The 19,250-nt window shown below is 70.9% G+C and carries 13 protein-coding genes; all 13 read left to right on the top strand.

What is annotated here, in order from left to right; translation table 11 throughout:
• Window positions 1-311: 311 nt before the first annotated feature.
• The 13 genes from ACFW5B_RS14535 to ACFW5B_RS14475 all read left to right on the top strand — a co-directional run bounded on the left by ACFW5B_RS14535 (window position 312) and on the right by ACFW5B_RS14475 (window position 19,248).
• Window positions 312-992 (top strand): DUF899 family protein, encoded by a 681-nt coding sequence (locus ACFW5B_RS14535; RefSeq protein ID WP_386438519.1) that lies wholly within the window; start codon window positions 312-314, stop codon window positions 990-992.
• A gap of 94 nt (window positions 993-1,086) precedes the next feature.
• The gene (locus ACFW5B_RS14530; RefSeq protein WP_386438516.1) at window positions 1,087-1,278 is read left to right on the top strand and encodes a hypothetical protein; all 192 of its coding nucleotides are present in this window, start codon (window positions 1,087-1,089) and stop codon (window positions 1,276-1,278) included.
• A 33-nt stretch (window positions 1,279-1,311) separates the two neighbouring features.
• Window positions 1,312-3,342, top strand: coding sequence for a glycoside hydrolase (locus ACFW5B_RS14525; RefSeq protein WP_386438513.1), 2,031 nt, complete (start codon window positions 1,312-1,314; stop codon window positions 3,340-3,342).
• Between the two features lie 238 nt (window positions 3,343-3,580).
• Window positions 3,581-6,238, top strand: a complete 2,658-nt coding sequence (nirB, locus tag ACFW5B_RS14520; RefSeq protein WP_386438510.1) for a nitrite reductase large subunit NirB — start codon at window positions 3,581-3,583, stop codon at window positions 6,236-6,238.
• Window positions 6,239-6,306: 68 nt separating this feature from the next.
• Window positions 6,307-6,678, top strand: coding sequence for a nitrite reductase small subunit NirD (gene nirD, locus ACFW5B_RS14515; protein WP_386438740.1), 372 nt, complete (start codon window positions 6,307-6,309; stop codon window positions 6,676-6,678).
• Window positions 6,679-6,829: 151 nt separating this feature from the next.
• Window positions 6,830-7,318 (top strand): SRPBCC family protein, encoded by a 489-nt coding sequence (locus ACFW5B_RS14510; protein ID WP_386438507.1) that lies wholly within the window; start codon window positions 6,830-6,832, stop codon window positions 7,316-7,318.
• A gap of 131 nt (window positions 7,319-7,449) precedes the next feature.
• Window positions 7,450-7,755, top strand: coding sequence for an ArsR/SmtB family transcription factor (locus ACFW5B_RS14505; protein ID WP_386438737.1), 306 nt, complete (start codon window positions 7,450-7,452; stop codon window positions 7,753-7,755).
• Window positions 7,756-8,141: 386 nt separating this feature from the next.
• Window positions 8,142-9,086, top strand: a complete 945-nt coding sequence (locus ACFW5B_RS14500; protein ID WP_386438504.1) for an oxidoreductase — start codon at window positions 8,142-8,144, stop codon at window positions 9,084-9,086.
• Between the two features lie 28 nt (window positions 9,087-9,114).
• Entirely contained in the window at window positions 9,115-9,861 is a 747-nt protein-coding gene (locus ACFW5B_RS14495) for an RDD family protein (RefSeq protein WP_386438501.1), read from the top strand.
• A gap of 194 nt (window positions 9,862-10,055) precedes the next feature.
• Window positions 10,056-10,841, top strand: coding sequence for a maleylpyruvate isomerase family mycothiol-dependent enzyme (locus tag ACFW5B_RS14490; protein ID WP_386438498.1), 786 nt, complete (start codon window positions 10,056-10,058; stop codon window positions 10,839-10,841).
• 207 nt (window positions 10,842-11,048) lie between these two features.
• The gene (locus ACFW5B_RS14485) at window positions 11,049-11,417 is read left to right on the top strand and encodes a hypothetical protein (RefSeq protein WP_386438495.1); all 369 of its coding nucleotides are present in this window, start codon (window positions 11,049-11,051) and stop codon (window positions 11,415-11,417) included.
• Window positions 11,418-11,553: 136 nt separating this feature from the next.
• Window positions 11,554-12,018: a hypothetical protein gene (locus ACFW5B_RS14480; protein WP_386438493.1), complete on the top strand. Its 465-nt coding sequence runs from the start codon at window positions 11,554-11,556 to the stop codon at window positions 12,016-12,018.
• Window positions 12,019-12,114: 96 nt separating this feature from the next.
• Window positions 12,115-19,248 (top strand): toxin glutamine deamidase domain-containing protein, encoded by a 7,134-nt coding sequence (locus ACFW5B_RS14475; protein WP_386438490.1) that lies wholly within the window; start codon window positions 12,115-12,117, stop codon window positions 19,246-19,248.
• The last annotated feature ends 2 nt before the right edge of the window (window positions 19,249-19,250 follow it).

Below are 19,250 nucleotides of genomic sequence, written 5' to 3'. Positions count from 1 at the left end.
AGGTGGGAGGTCGGGCTCCGGGGGACGCTGCGCCTGGCAGCGCCTGCGCCTGGCAGCGCCTGCTCCTGGCTGCCCCCGCTCCTGGCCGCGGCTGCCCTTGGCCCTGACCGCCGCTGCCCCTGGCCCCCGGCCTCGCCCCGGCACGCCCCTCGTCCCGCCGCTCCCGGCCGGTCTCCCGGCCGGTCCCCCATCCGGTCCCCTTCCGGCCGTCCCGCCTGGCGAGGCACCGCCCGTCCGCACACGATGGTGAGCAAAGCGGCTGGCGGCCGGGGGGGGCGCGGCCGTGTGCCGGGAGTCGTCCAGGAGATGCGATGCGCCAGACCCGTCTTGCCGGCGAGCCGGCCGAGTACACCGAGGCCCGCGAGGAGCTGCGGCAGGCCGAGATCGACCTGATGCGGCAGCGGGAACGGGTCGCGGAGTTGCGTCGCGGGCTACCGCCCGGCCCCGTCGTCGACGACTACGTCTTCGAGGAAGGTCCCGCGGATCTGGACGCCGGGGACGAGCCGGCGCGGTCCGTACGACTCAGCGAGCTGTTCGGCGAGCCGGGACGCGACCTGATCGTCTACCACTTCATGTTCGGCAAGGAGCAGAAGACGGCCTGCCCCATGTGCACGATGTGGATCGACGGGTTCAACGGGATCGTCGAGCACGTCACACGGAACGTCGACTTCGCCGTCGTCGCGGCGGCCGGACTACCGGTACTGCGCGCCTACGCCCGCGACCGGCAGTGGTCGAATCTGCGGCTGCTGAGCGCCGGGACGAGCACCTTCAAATACGACCTGGGCAGCGAGGACGCCGACGGCAACCAGGACTCGACGGTGTCGGTCTTCAGCCGCGACGACGCCGGCTCGGTGCGCCACGTCTACTCGGTGCACCCGGGGATGGCCGACGACATCGACCAGCGCGGCATCGACCTGCTCACGCCCGTGTGGCATCTGCTCGATCTGACGCCCAAGGGGCGCGGGGAGTGGTTTCCGTCGATCCGTTACTAGGACCTGTCCGGGCACACCACGGACCGTTCCTCAGCCTCCACCTCAACCGGCCGGTGCAGAGACAAAGCGCCACGGCGGCAATGCCCTCACCGGCGTGAGCGGCGACACAGACCTGGCGCACCTCGAATGGTGGGCCCATTCCTCCACCTGCCTCGGCCTCAGCCCTCGCTTCACCCTCCGCTTCAAGGACGACGCAGTCGTCGAAGTCGCCGTGGACCACTCGGGAGACCCCGGCCATCTGCGGCTGCGGGCTGCGCCAGATGTCGAACGGACCATGACTTCTTAGAACCCTCTTAAGACCCGGGACTATCCAGTCCCCATGACATCCGATGATTCCCAGATCCCTGATTCCAAGTCCCTTGAGGGGCATGGCCGTAGCCGGACCACCGCCACCCGCGTCCTCGCCGCCTCCCTCGCCCTGACCGCGACCACCTTCGGAGTGTCCGGATGCGGCAGTGCCGCCGCCGGGACGCTGGAGGGCAGTCGGCTCGAACTGCCCGTCACCGGCGGCACGGCCGTCGTCGACACCGCCTCGCTCGCGGTGACCGCGAAGACCGGTGGCGGGCGGGAGCTGGCGCTGTCCGCTCCGGCCGGAGGCGGGCTCGGGAAGCCGGGGCCGGTGACGCGGACGGGCGACGGGGCGCGCTGGACGTATCCGGCCAAGGGGCTGAGGGTCACGGCCAGTTCGGAGCGCGGACGGCTGCGGATCACGATGCGGGCGGACCGTGACGGGTCGGTCAGCTGGCCGGTGACCGGTACCGACCGGGGCGCGTCGGCTCTCCAACTGCCGCGCGGTGAAGGCCTGGACGTGCCGGTGCGGGACGCGTTCTGGAACGGCGGGGAGGAGAAGGGCGGACTGGACGGCAGTTCCGTCGACGTGGGTGAGGGGCTCTCGCTTCCGCTCTGGGGCTACTCCATGGGCGGCGGCAAGGGCGGGGCCGGCGTCAGCTATCTGACGCCGACCGACATCGGCACCTCGCTGCGCTTCGCGTCCACCGGAGGCCGGCTGCGCACCACCGCCGCGCACGCCTTCGACGCCGGTGAGGGCACCCGGGACTACGAGGTCTCGTTCGCCCTGACCGACGGCAACCCGGTCGCCCCCGCCACCGACTACCGCTCCTACCTCGCCCAGCACGGGCAGCTCGGCAGTCTGCGTCAGAAGATCCGGCAGAACCCGGCCAACGGCAAGCTGCTCGGCGCGTTCCACGCCTATGTGTGGGGCGACGCGCGGACCGCCTCCGGGGTCGGCAGGCTGAAGCGGCTCGGCGTGGACCGGATGTGGCTCGGTTACGACGCCGGCCCGGATCCGATGAACGCCGCGGCGGTGCGGGCCGCCAAGAAGGCGGGCTATCTCGTCGGCCCGTACGACACCTTCGCCAACGGGCAGGACCCGAAGTCCGCCGACAGCCCCACCTCGGTCTGGCCCGGCCGGGTCTACCCCGACTTCTGTATACGGAAGGCGGACGGCACCCCTGAGACGGGGTTCGGGGGCCGCGGCTGCTACCTCAGCTCCCGGGCCTTCGAGAAGGCCGAGCCGGGTAAGCACTACCTCGCCGACCGCACCCGCACGATGGTCGCCAACGGGGCGGACAGCTACTTCCTCGACGTGGACGCGACGGGCGAGGTGTTCCGCGACCACGCCAGGGGCCATGAGATGACCAAGGGCGGCGACCGCGAGATGCGGCTCGCCCGGATGCGGCGGCTGTCCCAGAACCTCGTCCTCGGATCGGAGTCCGCCCAGGCCTGGGCCAACCAGGTGCTGGCCTACGACCACGGCTCGGGCACCCCGGCCGCCGACGGTCTGTGGAAGCTGGAGAAGGACCGGAAGACCTGGGGCGGCTACTACCCGGAGAAGGCCCCGGGCGCCTTCTTCAAGCCGGTGAAGCTGCCCACCGAACTGGCCACGGCCATGTACGACCCCAAGTACCGCGTCCCCCTCTACGAGACCGCGCTGCACGGCTCGCTGGTCAACGCCGAGCGGTGGGAGCTGTCGTACGAGAAGCTGCCGGAGCAGAAGACCGACCGGGCGCTGCTGGCGATGCTCTACAACACCCCGCTGAACTATGTGCTCGACGGCCCGGCGCTGGCGAAGAAGGGGCCGGAACTGGCCGCGCTGCAGAAGTACTTCTCGCCGCTGCACCGGGCGGCCGGTACCGAGCGGCTGACCTCGTTCCGGTGGCTGACCGGTGACCGCAGCGTCCAGCGCACGGTCTTCGGCGACGGTGCGCTGACCGTCACCGCCAACTTCGGCAGCCGGGCGCACGACGGGCTGCCGGGCGGCTGTGTCGACGCCAAGCTGCGTACGGACACGCAGCCGCGGCGGCTGTGCCCGGCGAAGGCGACGGGCTGACCGGCTGGCCGGTCAGCCGGGTGGTCAGTCAGCCGGGTGGACCGGACGGTCGTGGGGGCGGGCCCGCCGGCAGGGCGCGGCCCGTCCTCGCGCAGGCGGCCCGCCGCCCCCGTACGCTCCCCTCCCCCGCCTGTCTCCCCGCCCTCACACGCCCGCCCGCCCCCCACTGAGGGCAGCGTTCCGCCCGGGAAACAGAGCAGATGCGGGCGGGTAACAGCCGGGCCGCAGGCTGCTGAACATGACCTCGATGCCGCCGCACCCGGAAGCCACGCCAGCCGCCGCGCCTGGCACCACCCCCACCCTTGTCCTGATCGGCCACGGCATGGTCGGCCAGCGCTTCCTGGAGGAGCTGGCCGACCGCGGCGTCACCGGGCGGGCGCGGGTGGTCGTGCTGTGCGAGGAGCCCCGCCCGGCCTACGACCGCGTCCAGCTGACGTCGTACTTCGCCGGCCGCACGCCGGAGGACCTGAGCCTGGCCGATCCGGACTTCATGGCCCGGCACGGCATCGAACTGCACCTCGGCGACCCGGCCACCGCCGTCGACCGCACCACCCGCACGGTCACCGCCCGCTCCGGCCTGACCGTCCGCTACGACGCCCTGGTGCTGGCCACCGGCTCCTACCCGTTCGTCCCGCCGGTGCCCGGCAAGGACAGCGCGGGCTGTTTCGTCTACCGCACCATCGAGGACCTGCTCGCCATCGAGGCGTACGCCGAGAACGCCCGCACGGGTGTGGTGGTCGGCGGCGGGCTGCTCGGCCTGGAGGCGGCGGGGGCGCTGAAGGGGCTGGGGCTGCGCACCCACATCGTGGAGTTCGCGCCGCGGCTGATGGCCCTCCAGGTCGACGAGGGCGGCGGCCGCGCGCTGCGCCGTACCGTCGAGGAGATGGGCCTGGAGGTGCACACCGGCGTCGGCGGCAAGGAGATCGTCGCGGACGCGGACGGTGCGGTGACCGCCATGGGCCTGTCGGACGACTCCCGGATCGAGACCGATCTGGTGGTCTTCTCCGCCGGCGTCCGGCCGCGCGACCAGCTCGCCCGGGACTGCGGGCTGCCGGTCGGCGAACGCGGCGGGATCGTCGTCGACGAGCTGTGCCGCACCGCCGACCCCGCGGTGTACGCGATCGGCGAGTGCGCGCTGGCCGCCGACGGCCGGGTCTACGGACTGGTCGCGCCCGGCTACGACATGGCCCGCACGGCCGCCGGCACGCTCGCCGAGGCACTCGGCGCCGCTCCGGAAACCGTCGACGGCTTCACCGGCGCCGATCTGTCCACCAAGCTCAAGCTGCTCGGCGTGGACGTCGCCTCCTTCGGCGACGCGCACGGCACCGCCGACGGCTGTCTGGACGTGGTCTACGCGGACGCCCGCAGCGGCGTCTACAAGAAGCTGGTGATCGGCGCCGCGGGCGAGCTGCTGGGCGGGGTGCTGGTCGGTGACGCCGAGGCGTACGGCATGCTGCGGCCGCTGACCGGCAGCGTGCCGCCGGTGCCGCCCGAGCAACTGGTACTGCCCGCCGGGGCGTCCGGGGGCGGGGCCGCCGCGCTCGGCCCGTCCGCGCTGCCGGACAGCGCGGTGCTGTGCAACTGCCACAACGTGACCAAGGGGACGGTCCGGGCGGCGGTCACCGAGCACTCCTGCGGGACGCTCCCCGAGGTGAAGAAGTGCACCAAGGCCGGTACCGGCTGCGGCAGTTGCGTCAAATCGCTGACCGCCGTGATGAACGACGAGCTGGCCGCGACCGGCGCCACCATCGACACCGGACTGTGCGGCTGCTTCCCGCACACCCGCGCCGAGCTGTACGAGATCGTCCGCACCCTGCGGCTGACGACCTTCGCCGAGCTGCTGGACTCGCACGGCCGCCCGGAGGCCAGGAACGGCGACGGCTGCGAAATCTGCAAGCCGACCGTCGGCTCGATCATCGCCTCCCTCGCGCCCAGCGTCGGCGCGGACGGCTATGTGCTCGACGGCGAACAGGCCGCCCTCCAGGACACCAACGACCACTTCCTCGCCAACCTCCAGCGCAACGGCTCGTACTCGATCGTGCCGCGCATCCCCGGCGGGGAGATCACTCCGGACAAGCTGATCGTGATCGGCGAGGTGGCCCGCGACTTCGGCCTCTATACGAAGATCACCGGCGGCCAGCGGATCGACCTCTTCGGCGCCCGGGTCGACCAACTCCCGCAAGTGTGGGCACGGTTGGTGGACGCCGGCTTCGAGTCGGGGCATGCGTACGGCAAGGCGCTGCGCACCGTGAAGTCGTGTGTGGGGCAGACCTGGTGCCGCTACGGCGTGCAGGACTCGGTCCGTATGGCCATCGAACTGGAGCTGCGCTACCGGGGGCTGCGCTCGCCGCACAAGCTGAAGTCCGCGGTCTCCGGCTGCGCGCGGGAATGCGCAGAGGCCCGCGGCAAGGACTTCGGCGTCATCGCCACCTCCAACGGCTGGAACCTCTACGTCGGCGGCAACGGCGGCGCCGACCCGCGGCACGCCGATCTGCTCGCCCAGGACCTGAGCGACGCCGAACTGATCCGGCTGATCGACCGGTTCCTGATGTTCTACATCCGCACCGCGGACCGGCTGGAGCGCACCTCCGCGTGGCTGGAGCGGATCGAGGGCGGCCTCGACCACGTCCGGGACGTCGTGGTCCACGACTCCCTCGGGCTGTGCGACGAACTGGAGGCCCTGATGGCCGCCCATGTCACCCACTACCGCGACGAATGGGCCGAGACCCTCGCCGACCCCGAGCGCCTGGCCCGCTTCGTCTCCTTCGTCAACGCGCCCGACGCGCCCGATCCGTCCGTCCGCTTCGTGCCCGAGCGCGACCAGGTCAAGCCGGACCTGACGCTGCTGGCCGGGCCGACCTTGCCTGTACGCACTCTGGAAGGGACTTCTGTGTGATGAGTACTGCCATCGCCACCACTGCTGCACCGCTCACCCGCACGGCCGACGCCGTCGCCGGGGGCTCCATGGAGAGCCCCGTGGAGGACGCCGCGGCCGCCACGGTCGAGATCCGCTGCCCCGAGGGCTGGCTCCCGGTCTGCACGCTCGCCGACCTCATCCCGGGGCGCGGTGTCGCGGCACTCCTCCCGGACGGCACCCAGGCCGCACTCTTCGTCGACCGCGCGGGGCAGCCCTACGCGATCGGCAACCGCGACCCCTTCACCGGCGCCCAGGTCCTCTCCCGCGGCCTGACCGGCTCGTCCGACGGCCGCCCGTTCGTGGCCTCGCCCCTGCTCAAGCAGCGTTTCGACCTGGCGTCGGGGAGCTGCCTGGACGATGCGTCGGTGTCGGTCGCGGCTTATGACGTACGGAGTGTGCGGGGTGCGCGAAGGGAGTGATTCGCGGAACGGAGGGGATCGGGAGGAACCGCGGAGGCCGCCGGCGGTGGCGCGCCGCGCCGCCTGATGCGCAACCCACCAGTTGCACCTCCTGGAGGTACGTGCAACCATTGGGTAGCACGTAGGCCATCAGCGGCAGGAGGCGCACGTCATGAGCACCAACGGCAATCAGAGCTCGGGCGGCGACGGCAAGGACCGTATCGAGCGGGAGATCAGCATCGCCGCGCCCGTGGAGCGGGTCTGGGCCGTGCTCACCGAGCCGGAACATGTCGGCTCGTGGTTCGGCCAGGGCGAGCCGACACCGGTCGACCTGCGGCCGGGCGGCATCATGCAGCTCGACCACGGCGAGTACGGCCGGTTCCCGACCACCATCGTGACGGTCGACCCGCCGCGCCACTTCTCGTACCGCTGGGCCGGCGCCTTCCCGGGCGAGGTGGCGACGGAGGGCAACTCCACCCTCGTCGAGTTCACGCTCACTCCGGAGGGCGACGGCACCCGGCTACGCGTCGTCGAGACCGGATTCGCCGCGCTCACCATTCCCGAGGAGCGCCGCAAGACCGCCGGCTACGAGAGCCACGCCGAGGGCTGGTCCGGCCAGGTGGAGAACATCCGGCGGTACACGGAGCGGCTCACGGCATGACAAAGGAGACGACACCGGGAGCGGACGCCGGGGCGGGAGCCGGGCCGGAAGTCGTGCTGGGTGTCGGGCCGGGAGCCGGGGCGGAAGCCGGGCCGGAGCGTGGCGCGGGCCCCGGCGCGGGCGGGGACGCCGTGGCGGAGGTGTTCGCCGCGCTGGCGGACCCGACCAGGCGCCGGATACTCGACGCCCTCGCCGCCCACGGCGAGGCGACCGCCACGGTCCTGGCGGCGGAACTCCCGGTCAGCCGCCAGGCCGTCGTCAAACACCTGGGCGTCCTGGACCGGGCCGGTCTGGTCGCCGGCCACCGGGCGGGCAGGGAAGCCCGCTACCGGGTCATCCCGGAGCGGCTGGGGGTCACCGCCCGGTGGATGGAGCGGGTGGCCGCCGCCTGGGACACCCGCCTCTCGGCGATCAAGCGCCTCGCCGAAGGGGACTGACCCCGGCCGGGGACTGACCACGACCGGGGAAGACGGCCGCGGCGAAGGACGCGGAAGTAACCGCGGGCGGAACGCGACCGCGGGCCGAGCACGGCCGCGGGCCAGGAGTGCGGCCGCGGCCGCAGCGCGGCTGGTGCGACTGGCGCCGGTGCAGTCACCCGGCCGGTGGGGCTGAACCGGCCGGTGGGGCTGAACCGGCCGGTGGGGCTGAACCGGCTGGTGGGGCTGAACCGGCTGGTGGGGCTGGCGCCCGTGCGGCCGGCGCGACGGTGCCGGACGGCGCCCCCGGAGGGCTCGCCGCGCCGTGTCCGTCACCTCCGCCCCACCAACCCCGTCCGCCCCACCCCGCGGCGTAACCTGGTTGCCCCCTACGGAGGAGCGCAGGCGTGACGAGGTGGAACACCAGCCACATCCCCGACCAGACGGGCCGCTCGGCGGTCGTCACGGGCGCGAACAGCGGCATCGGCTACGTCACCGCACGCGAACTGGCCCGCCGGGGCGCCCGCGTGCTGCTGGCCTGCCGCAACGAGACGCGCGGAATCGCCGCCCTGGACCGGCTGCGCACCGAAGTCCCCACCGCAGAGGCCGAGTTCCGTCCGCTCGACCTGGCCGACCTGTCCTCCGTACGGGACTTCGCCGCCACCCTCGACGACTTCGACGGCGACCGCCTCGACCTGCTCATCAACAACGCGGGCGTGATGGCCCTGCCGTACCGCACCACCGCCGACGGCTTCGAGATGCAGTTCGGCACCAACCACCTCGGCCACTTCGCGCTGACCGGGCTGCTGCTGCCCAAGCTCCTCGCCACGCCCGGCGCCCGCGTCGTCACCGTCTCCAGCATGCTGCACGCGCTCGCCGACCTCGACTACAGCGACCTCAACAGCGAGCACTCCTACCGCCGCTGGATCGCCTACGCCCGCTCCAAGAGCGCCAACCTGCTCTTCGTCCACGAGCTGGCCCGGCGGCTGGCCGCGGCCGGTTCACAGGTCGTCGCGGCCGCCGCGCACCCGGGCTACGCCTCCACCAATCTCCAGACCGCGGGCGTCCGGATGGAGGGCCGCACCGCTGCCGAGCGCATGGCCGAGGCCGCCAACCGGGTGCTCGCCCAGTCCCCGGACGGCGGCGCCCTGGGCACCCTCTGCGCGGCCACCGCCCCGCACATGCGGCCGGACTCCTTCGTCGGCCCGCGCAGCGGACTGCGCGGCGCCCCCGCACCGTCCTTCCGCGCCCCCTGGACCAGGAAGGACGCAAACAGCGAGCGTCTGTGGGCGGCCTCGGAACAACTCACCGGCGTCCGCTACGACTTCTCCCGTCCCGCTGCGGCCTTCTGACCCGTACGGCATGGAAAAATCCGTACCCGTGTACGAGCGACCTTTCCCGCCGCAGCAGCCCTCACCGCAGGGGCCACAGCCCTACCAGCCACAGCAGTACCCCACCCCTCAACAACAGGCACCGCAGCACCCCTACCAGGGCCCACAGAACCCCTACCAGGGTCCGCAGCAGGGGCAGCAACCCACATATCAGGGACCTCCGCATCCCTATCAGGGACAGCAGCCCCCGCAACAGGAACCGCGACATCCCCATCAGGGTCCGCGCAATCCCTATGAGGGGCCCCAGCACCCGTATCCGCCGCAGCCGGCTCCGCACGCCCCGTACGGTCCGCCGACCACGGCTCCGCGCATCCCCGAAGAGGCGGGCACCATGCGCCGGTTCGGGGCGATACTCGTCGACGGCCTGCTGGCCCTGGCCGCCGCCTTTGTCGCCCTCAACTCCGCCGACCGCGCCGATCTGCCCGCCCTGCAGAGCATCTACGCCGTCGCCGGGTCCGGCTTCGGCATCTCGTTCCTCAACCATGTCCTGCTGACCAGCATCACCGGCGCAAGCCTCGGCAAGTTCGCGGCCCGCACCCGCGTCATCCGCGAAACGGACGGCAGCCGCCCACGGCTTCCCCGTCTGTTCCGGCGCTGGCTGGGCGGCTACCTCTTCCTGATCGTCTGGATCATCGCCGCCTGCTTCGGCCTGGAGGACGACCCCGAGGACTTCTGCGGAATCCGACTGGTCCGCTTCCGCGACCTCCAGACGGCCAACGGGGCGCCCCTCCACTGACCGGCACCATCGGCGTCACCCACACCGCCCACACCGCCCACACCGCCGACGGCACCTGCGGCACCTGCGGCAAGCATCCGTGAAGAACGAACACGCACGGAGATGCGACGCACGACGCCACACATTCACCCACGGAGACCACTCATCACCCGCGGTGACGGCTCGTTGTCGGTCCCGGCCTCTACCGTGACGCCATGGACTACGACGCCCACTGCGCCGAAATCGTCGACCAGGCCGACCTGCTGAGTGCGGGCCTCGACGAGCACACCCAGCTGACGGCCGCCGTGCCGTCCTGCCCGGACTGGAACCTCGCCCAACTGCTCCGGCATCTGGGCGAGGCTCACCGCTGGGTCGAGGAACTCGTCCGGACCCGGGCCACCGAACCCCCGCCCGACACCGCGCTCCGGGACCTCCCCCGCGACACCACCGAAACCCCGGCCGCGCTCGCCGCCTGGCTCACCGAGGGCGCCCGGCTCCTCGCCGACACGCTCCGCGCCGCGGGCCCCGACGCCCGGATCTGGACCCCGCTCCCCTCCGGCTCTCCCCGCTTCTTCGCCCGCCGCATGGCCCACGAGACGGTCATGCACCGGGCCGATGTCACGCTGACCCTCGGCCGGGACTTCGCCGTCGGCCAGCGGGTCGCCCTCGACTGCCTCGACGAATGGATGGAACTGGGCTCCCTGCCCGAGATGTTCGACCACCACCCGGACCGGCGCGAACTCCTCGGCCCCGGCCGCACCCTCCACTTCCACGCCACGGACACACCACCGGAAGCGGCCGCCGACTGGCTCGTCGACCTCACCGGCAACACCCTCGCCTGGCGTCGCGCCCAGGAACCGGCTGCCGTCTCCGTAAGCGCCCCCCTGACGGACCTCTTGCTCCTCATCTACGGCCGGGCCCCCAGCGACAACGGCGCCTACGAGATCACCGGCGACGCGGAGTTGCTGGAGTTCTGGCTGGCGCGGGTGCTCTTCGGGTGAGGGTCTGCTCACCCTCCATCTGTCCAACCGCCCCCGGCAGCCAGCACCATGAGCGGTGCTCCCGCTCAGTGAACAGTGTCTGGAGAAAGCGGTGAAAGCACCGGTTCACCGGCCGGCTGCTGCTGCCCGGACGTGAACCAACCGCCCCACCAGGGCGTGGGTTAGGTTGACCAGCATCCACCGGATGAGCAACAGGGAGTCAGCACGATGACCGAATACACCCAGCCGGGCAGCGCCCCCGGCCTGCCCCCCACGCCACCCCGGATCCGCCCCCGGCTCGGGCCGGAGCCCCTGCCGACGAATGAGGCAGAGGCCCTGGAGATCGGCCAGAAGTACTTTCCCGAGGTCGGCTCACCCGGTGGCCCCAGCTCGCTGTACGTGCATGAATTCGACATCGGCTACCTCATCCATGCGGGCTGGCCGGCAACCGAGGACTCCACTGGCCGTCCCTCGTCCCCAGGGGGAAGCAACATCGTCATCTCCAAGATCGACGGTGCGGTGGCAAGCGTGCCCAACTTCCCCGAGGAGAAGGCGGTGGCGATTTATCGCAGGGTGTACCGCCCGAACAGCTCCTGAGCCCGACGGGTCGCCCGCCGGGGGGAGCCCTGGCGGGGGCTCAGCGATGCCCGTTAAACTTTGGCTTGAATCGCATCAAGTAACCAGTACGAGCACGGGGGATGTTGTGGCTGGCGCTGGCGGGTTCCAGACAGACGTGGAGAGCCTCAAGGCCGAGGGGGCGAACCTCACCAAGCTCGGCGATGACTTCGCGTCGTCGGTCGCCCGGCTGATGGACGGCCTGCACAAGCGGAATGCCGGGCCGCCGAGTAACGGCAAGGAGAAGGCGCCGCCGGAGAAGTCGCAGGGCGAGCAATTCCTGAGCGGCCTGCTGACCTTCGACAGCAAGGACGGTGCCCCGCCGTGGGGCGATGACGAACTCGGCGAGAACTTCGGTGTCGTCTATGAGGGCGTACGGGACGGCATGTACGAATCGATGGGCCACCTCGTCGCCAAGTTCCAGGAGATCGGCAAGGCGCTGAAGTCGATGTCCAAGAACCATGCGGAGAACGAGGACTTCAACGACTCGCTGATGAAGCAGCACGTCGAGAACAAGAGGGCCTGGCAGGACCCGACGGTCGATCCCAATGTCCGTACCTCCATCACGCCCGCGAGGCACTAGCCGCCGCCGGCCGCTCCACAGTTTTTGCCGTAGTGGCCTGTCCGGGCCACGTCCGGTACGTGCCTGAATGCACTTTTTTCACGGGGGAGTTCCACCTTGTCTTTGAATCCACCGCATGCCGTTGAGTGGGTCCTGGACATGCTCGGCTTCAACTGGCCGCATGCGGACGAAGACAAAATGATGGAGTGCGCGCAGGTCTGGCGTGACTTCGCGGCGGAGGTCGCGGAGCACCAGGCCCGCGGCAGGACCTATGCGAGCAATGTGCTCGCGGAGAACTCCGGTGATGCCATCGAGGGGTTCAGTAAGGTATGGGAGAAGCTCGGCGGTAATTCGGGGTATCTGGACGATGCCCGTGAGGCGGCCGAGATCATCGCCTTCACCTTCGAGGCCGCCGCGATGCTGGTCCTCGGCATGAAGGTCGCCGTGATCGCCCAGCTGGTGATTCTGGCCCTGGAGATCGCCGCGGCGCAGGCCGCGGCCCCCTTCACTCTCGGTCTGTCCGAAATCGGGGGCGCGGCGGCCACGCTGGCGACACGTGAGATGGTCCGCAGGATCCTCAAGAAGGTCGCCCAGCAGCTCCTTGAAGCCATCATGGAGGCCGCCAAGGAGCCGGTGATCTCCGCGCTCCAGGCCATGGCCTCCGACCTGATCGCCCAGACGGTCAACCAGAACTTCGGCGCCCAGAAGGGCTACGACCTCGGCCGCACCGCCAAGGAGGGCAAGAAGGCCGCCACCGACGCCCTGAAGAACACCGGTGAAACCCTTGGCGAGAGCCTCCGCGACGGCGCCGGCAGCCGCGCGGGCCGCCGCGCCCGCGGCGGGCTGGACAGCGCCGCGGGGCACGGAAGCGAGCACAGCGATTCCGGAGGCAGCGACGGCGGCGGCGACGGCGGCTCGGGCAACTCGCGCAGCGGGTCCGCAGACAGCGGCAACGACGGCGGCTCCGACAGCTCGCGCAGCGGCTCCGATGGCGGCGGGGCGGACAGCGGCTCCGGCGGCAGCGGCTCCGGCGGCAGTGGCTCGGCCGGCGGCGCCGATGGGGGCAGCTCCGACGGCGGTGGTTCCGGCGGTGCATCCGGGGGGTCCGCAGGCAGCGGCACGGGCGGCGGCAACAGCCACTCGCCCCGTGCCTCGGACAACGTGAGCACGGGCGCGGACGGCGGCAACGGCTCCGGCACGCATGCCGACACGGGATCCGACGCGAGCTCAGGTTCCGGCCCCGGCCCGGACGCAGGCGCGGGCAGCAACTCCGCCCCCTCCTCCGACACCTCCCCCAGCAGCAGCCCGGACTCCACGCCCAACGTCCCCGACGCGCAGCCTCTCCCGCCGCCGGACCAGCGCTCCCCCTTCGACGAGGGCTACGCAGGCGGCAACGACAGCCCGTACGGGTCCTCCCACGCCCCCGACTCCAGCTCCACCCCGGACGGCGGCCCCACCCCCGACTCGGGCAACCCCACCCCGGATGCCTCCCGCCCGGACCCCGACTCGGTCAGCACCCAACCGGCCCCCGACAACACCCCCGACTCGGCGCGCCCGGACGCGGACGACATCAGCACCCAGCCCGCACGGGACACCACCCCGGACCCCGTACGTCCCGACGCGGACGACGTCACCACCCAGCCCGCCCCCGACAACACCCCGGACGGGGCACGCCCCGACGCACCCCAGGCGAGCGAGCCGTCGCCTCCCGATGCCTCCCAGCCCTCTCCGGCTCCCTCGCCCGGCCCGGATCCGGGCCCCGTGGCCGGCAACCCGCCCTCCGCCGACGACGGCTCCACCGGCTCCCACAACGGAGCCGGCAACAGCAACGGGGACGACTCCACCAGCGGCAGTGGCGGCCGCGCCTCGATGCCGCACGCCGGCTCCGCGCCCCAGGGCGCCCCCGTACAGCACTCCCCCTCGTCCGGCCAGCCCGTCCAGCAGCGTGACCCCGCCCCCGGCGATCCCATGCCGACCGTGGACGACGCCGACGACACCACCGTCACCACCCAGTCCGCGGGCACCGCCACGATGCCCCCGCCCACCCAGCACACCGCCGACACGGGCGCGCCCTCCGCCCCCACCCCGCATCAGGCCCAGCCCAACACGCCCCAGGCCAACACCCCCCAGGCCAACGGCCCGATGATGACGGGCGCCATCCCACCCCAGGGCGGCCCCGCCACCACGCCACCCCGCGGCGCCACCCCGCCCCGCAACAACGGCAGCAACAACGGAAGCAACCGGAACGAGGCCGGCAACGGGAACGCTCCCGCGGACCCCAACCGCCGCCCCGACGGCTCGCAGGTCATCCACGACCCCACCCAGCAGCGCCGTCCCGAGCCTCCGCCCTACAACCCGCGCCTCGACGGGCCCCGTCGCGACACCCCCACCACACCACCCGGCAACAACCGCCGCCCCGACGGCTCGCAGATCGTCCACGATCACACCGAGCAGCCCACCCCCGAACGCCCCCCGCACAACCCTCGTCTCGACGGCCCCGTCCGCGACGACGACTCCCGGCCCGGGAACTCCGATCCCCATCGCCCGGACTCGCCCGGCCAGGGCGACAGCCGCCCGCAGACCCCTGCCGACCCGAGCGGTGACACCACGCACCCGGACGCGGCCCAGCGGCCGGACTCGCCCGGTACGAACCGGCCCCGGGCCGACGGCCCCGACCAGGCTCCGCCACGCCCGGACGCCCAGAACCCCGGCGCACCGAACCCCAACTCCCACTGGCAGCAGCAGCCGTACGCGCAGCACCAGCAGCCGTACGCCCAGCAGCAGCCGGGCCCGTACAACCCGCAGCCGACGCCGCAGCAGCAGCCGCAGCAACCGAACCCCTACCAGCAGCAGGCACCGCACGCCCAGCAGCCGCAGCAACCGAACCCGTACGCCCATCAGCAGCCGCCGCAGCAGCAGCACCAGCCCACGCTTCAGAGCCACACGCCCCCTCAGCAGCACCCTCAGCAGCACGCGCCCCAGCACCAGCAGCCACACCAGCCCGCCCCGCAGCAGCAGGCTCCCCACCAGCAGCCGGCGCCGCACCACCAACAGGCACCGCACCACCAACAGCAGCAGAACCCGCACCAGGCGCAGCAACTGCCGAATCAGCATGCCCAGCGCCGGACTCCGGTCCCCCAGCCCCCGCACGTCCGAAGCAACTCCAACGTGCGCAGCGGGCTCAACCACCGTCCGCACGGACTGCATACACCGTTCCCCGGCGACCAGCGCGCGCTGGAAGCGAGCTTCCCGCGCAACCAGGACGGCACTCCACGACCGTTCAACGACCCCTTCCAGCCCTGGGCCCAACTGCAGAACGACGGCGGCATGGGCGTCCTTGGCCGGTCCAACAACTGCGCCGACTGCACCCGCTCCTTCATGGACTCCTGGTACGGCAACCCCCAGGTCTCCGCACCCCGCACCCTCGACCCGGACGGCCACGGCGGCATCGACGACAGGACCGGTGAACGAGACGGCGCCACCCACATCGAGCAGTTCGCCGGCACCGGATTCCGTTCCTCCGGCAAGAACTCCAAGGACGGCTACGCCCGCATAGCCGACGAGCTTCGCCAAGCCGGCCACGGCGCATCAGCAGCCGTCCTGGTCACCTGGCCGAAAAAGCCCAACGGCGAGCCCGGTGGCGCCCACGTCTTCAACGCCGTCAACCACAACGGCCAAGTCGTCTGGGTCGACAGCCAAAGCGGCGAAGTCAGCAAAAAACCCATCAACACCCAGGCCGCAGACGTCTGGCACCTCACCCTCGACGCCAACCGACAACCATTCATCCCCACCACGGCCCACCAGCAAGCACAGGCACAAGCACAGGCCCAGCAGCAGGCACAGGCACACGCCCAAGCCCAACAGCAGGCGCAAGCGCACGCCCAGCAGCAAGCCCAGGCCCAGGCCCAGGCCCAGGCACAGGCCCAGGCACAACAACAAGCTCAGGCCCAGCAGCAGGCCCCGATGCCGCAGCAGCATCAGCAGCAGGCGCATGCCCAGCAGCCCAACCCATACGCCCAGCAACAGCAACAGCAACAGCAACAGCAACAGCCCAACCCGTACCAGCAGCACCAGCAGGCCTCGCACCCCCAGCCGAGCCCGTACAACCAGCCATACCAACAGCCCGGCCCGCACGCCCAACAGCAGGCACCGCAACACCAGCAGCCGGTCCCGCAGCAGCAGCCCTACCTGCATGCCCAGCAGCAACCGGGCCCGTTCCAGCAGCACCAGCCCGGCCCCCACAACCAGCAGCCCAACCCGTACCAGCAACAGCAGCCTGCTCCCTACGCACAGCCGCATCAGCAGCACCCGTACGCCCAGCCGCAGCCCAGCCCATATCAGCAGCACCAGCAGCACCAGCAGCAGGTTCCGCAACAGCAGCCGGGCCCGTACAACCCGCAGCCGCAGCAACAGCCGCAGCAGCCGAACCCCTACCAGCAGCAGGCACCGCACGCCCAGCAGCAGCCCCAGCCGAACCCGTACGCCCAGCAGCAACAGCCGCAGCAGCAAACCCCGTACAACCAGCAGCCACAGCAGCAGGCACCGCAACAGCAGCACGTTCAGCAGCAGTCGGCTCCTCACCAGCAGCAGGCACCGCAACATCAGCCCAGCCCGTACAACCAGCAGCCGCAGCAGCAGGCACCGCACGCACAGCAACAGGTGCCACAGCAGCAGGCACCGCACGCACAGCAACAGGTGCCACAGCAGCAGGCACCGCAGCAGTCCGCCCCGCAGCAGTCGGCCCCGCACCAACAAGCACCGCACGCCCAACAGCAGGCACCACAGCCGACGACGCCTCAGCCACAGCAACAGCAACAGCAACAGGCACCGCAGCAGCCGACGCCTCAGCAGCACGCTCCTCACCAGCAGCAGGCACCGCAGCAGCAGGCACAGCCCCACCAGCAGCAGGCACCGCAGCAACAGTCACAGCCCCACCAGCAGCAGGCTCCCCACCAGCAGCCGCCCATCAACCAAGAGAACGCCGCACCTCCGCAGCAGCAGGAGCAGGAGCAGGAGCAGGAGCAGGAGAATCCCACCACCCACGGCGCGATCCGCAACGATCTAAACCACCACCCCGAGGGTCTGCTTCCGCCGAACCCTCAGGACCAGCAGGCGCTGGAGAACGCCATGCCTCGCAACGAGGACGGCACCCCGCAGCGCTTCGCCAACCCCTTCGACTCGTGGGCCCAGCTCCAGAACGACGGCGGCAACACCGTCCCCGGCCGCAGCAACAACTGCGCCGACTGCTCCCGCTCCTTCCTGGAGACCTGGTTCGGCAACCCGCAGGTCTCCGCACCCCGCACACCCGACACCGACAAGGACGGCAAGCCCGACACCTGGTCCCCGGAGCGGGCGTCCAACGAGAACCAGATTCGCTGGAGCGGCGCCAAGCACAGCTACGCCGGAGAGGGCAAGGACCCGAACACCGCCACCCGTATCGCCAATGACCTCCTGAAGGCCGGTCACGGAGCGGCAGCGATCGTCCAGGTCAACTGGCCCAAGCCGCAGGGCGGCGGCCATGCCTTCAATGCCGTGAACTACAACGGCAAGATCGTCTGGATCGACACCCAGACCGGTCAGGTCAGCCACGACCCCATCCACATCTCCAAGGCAACGCACGCCTTCTACATCCCGCTGGACGCCAACCGCCAGCCGCTGCACGCTGACCAGGCCGTGGCCAAACCCGACGAGGAGTCCGCAACCAAGCAGACCGGGCCCAAGCAGGACTCCAACACCACCGAACAGACCGAAACCAACACGGACAACACCTCCACCGACCAAGCGGAGACGAAGCCCGAGAACTCACCGGCCGAGCAGACGGACCCCAAGCCCGACAACACCCCCACCGAACAGACCGAAACCAAGCCCGAGGACGCTCCCGCTCCACACACCGACACCCCGGCCGACGAGTCGCCCGGTGACACCGACGACGCTCTGTCGGACGAGGCGTCTACCGGCGAGGACTCCACTACAGGACCGGAGAAGGCGCCCACCGATAAGCAGGAGCCGAACACTTCCAGCAATCACGAAGGTGCCCCGAAGGCCCAAGGCGCGAGCCTCTCGCAGCACCTCGCCAATGCCCTTCGCCACGACCACAATCCGTGGATCTACGGCAGGCCCCCCATCGAGGATCCCGGCAGCCGGCCTCCCACTCCGGACTCGCACCACGAGAACCCCGACACCGGCCGGCCAACCTCGCCCCAGCCCCAGACGCCGTCCCCGACGCCGTCCCCGACCCCTGAGAGCCTCGCCCAGCCCGAACCCAACGGGCCGGCCGAGCCGTCCGGCAACGATCACGACACCGCGCAGCACGAAGACGACAACAAGCCTGCTGCCGACCCGGCGGAAGCGGAAGCAGACCAGCCGGCCGACCACGACGAAGACCAGAGCGACAAGGCCGACGAGCCCACCGAGCCGCACAAGCCCCTGTCGGCGAGCAATGAACGGGTCGAAGATCCCATCACCTTCGACGATCCGGAGGACCCGGGCGACGCACCGGACATCCGCGACCCCAAGTTCAAGCTGGACAAGTCGCGGGGCGCCATTGTCGAAACGATCGACCTGACAGACACGGAACGGGTGACCATCGAGAATGGTCTGATCACGGAGATCGACAACAAGCCGGTCAAGCAATATCTTCAGGAGCTTTCCCACCAGCGCGCTCTGCATTACGCTGAGCTGGGATCGACGAAACGTGAAGGCCCGTGCTCGGCCCTTGCGATCGACCTTCGGACCGGAATCATCGCCGAGGGCGTCAACGGTACGGCGAAGAACCTCATTCCACCGGAACACCTCCATCCGCTGTTGCGCGAAAACTACATGGACATGGCCCAGTGGATGCATCCGCTGATGGATTCACCGGGCGTGCCCACTCAGAGGCCGGCAACCGACGAAAACGGTAGGCCCATTCCGGGGGAGAGGGTCGACTGGGTCCTGGAAGGACAAGCCCACGAGGACCAGCCGTTGCGGCACGCCGAGGTCAAGGCCGTGAACGAATTGCTGTGGGCGCGCCAACGACAGCAGGGCGAGCTCAGTCGCGAAGCGCTGAAGGAAATGCGGTTCGACCCGCGCTGGTTCAAGAACCCCAGCCGGGACAATCCCGACTTCACCGTGGGAGACTCGGCGCCGGCCTGCGCAAACTGCAACTGTATACTCAGGGACATCCCCAGCTTCTCCGGCCGTTACCACTTCTCAAATCGCGATTATCGAAGGCAAGAGCCGCAAGGATTCGAGCCACCCGCCTCGGAGTAAAA

This window comes from Streptomyces sp. NPDC058773, assembly GCF_042746015.1.
Taxonomy (GTDB): Bacteria; Actinomycetota; Actinomycetes; order Streptomycetales; family Streptomycetaceae; genus Streptomyces.
This window is presented reverse-complemented; position numbering and strand designations above follow the sequence as displayed.

Bases quoted from the DNA above. Each gene is read 5' to 3' on its own strand.
- ACFW5B_RS14535 (WP_386438519.1), top strand. From the start codon at position 312: ATGCGCCAGACCCGTCTTGCCGGCGAGCCGGCCGAGTACACCGAGGCC.
- ACFW5B_RS14525 (WP_386438513.1), top strand. From the start codon at position 1,312: ATGACATCCGATGATTCCCAGATCCCTGATTCCAAGTCCCTTGAGGGG.
- nirB (WP_386438510.1), top strand. From the start codon at position 3,581: ATGACCTCGATGCCGCCGCACCCGGAAGCCACGCCAGCCGCCGCGCCT.
- nirD (WP_386438740.1), top strand. From the start codon at position 6,307: ATGGAGAGCCCCGTGGAGGACGCCGCGGCCGCCACGGTCGAGATCCGC.
- ACFW5B_RS14510 (WP_386438507.1), top strand. From the start codon at position 6,830: ATGAGCACCAACGGCAATCAGAGCTCGGGCGGCGACGGCAAGGACCGT.
- ACFW5B_RS14490 (WP_386438498.1), top strand. From the start codon at position 10,056: ATGGACTACGACGCCCACTGCGCCGAAATCGTCGACCAGGCCGACCTG.
- ACFW5B_RS14485 (WP_386438495.1), top strand. From the start codon at position 11,049: ATGACCGAATACACCCAGCCGGGCAGCGCCCCCGGCCTGCCCCCCACG.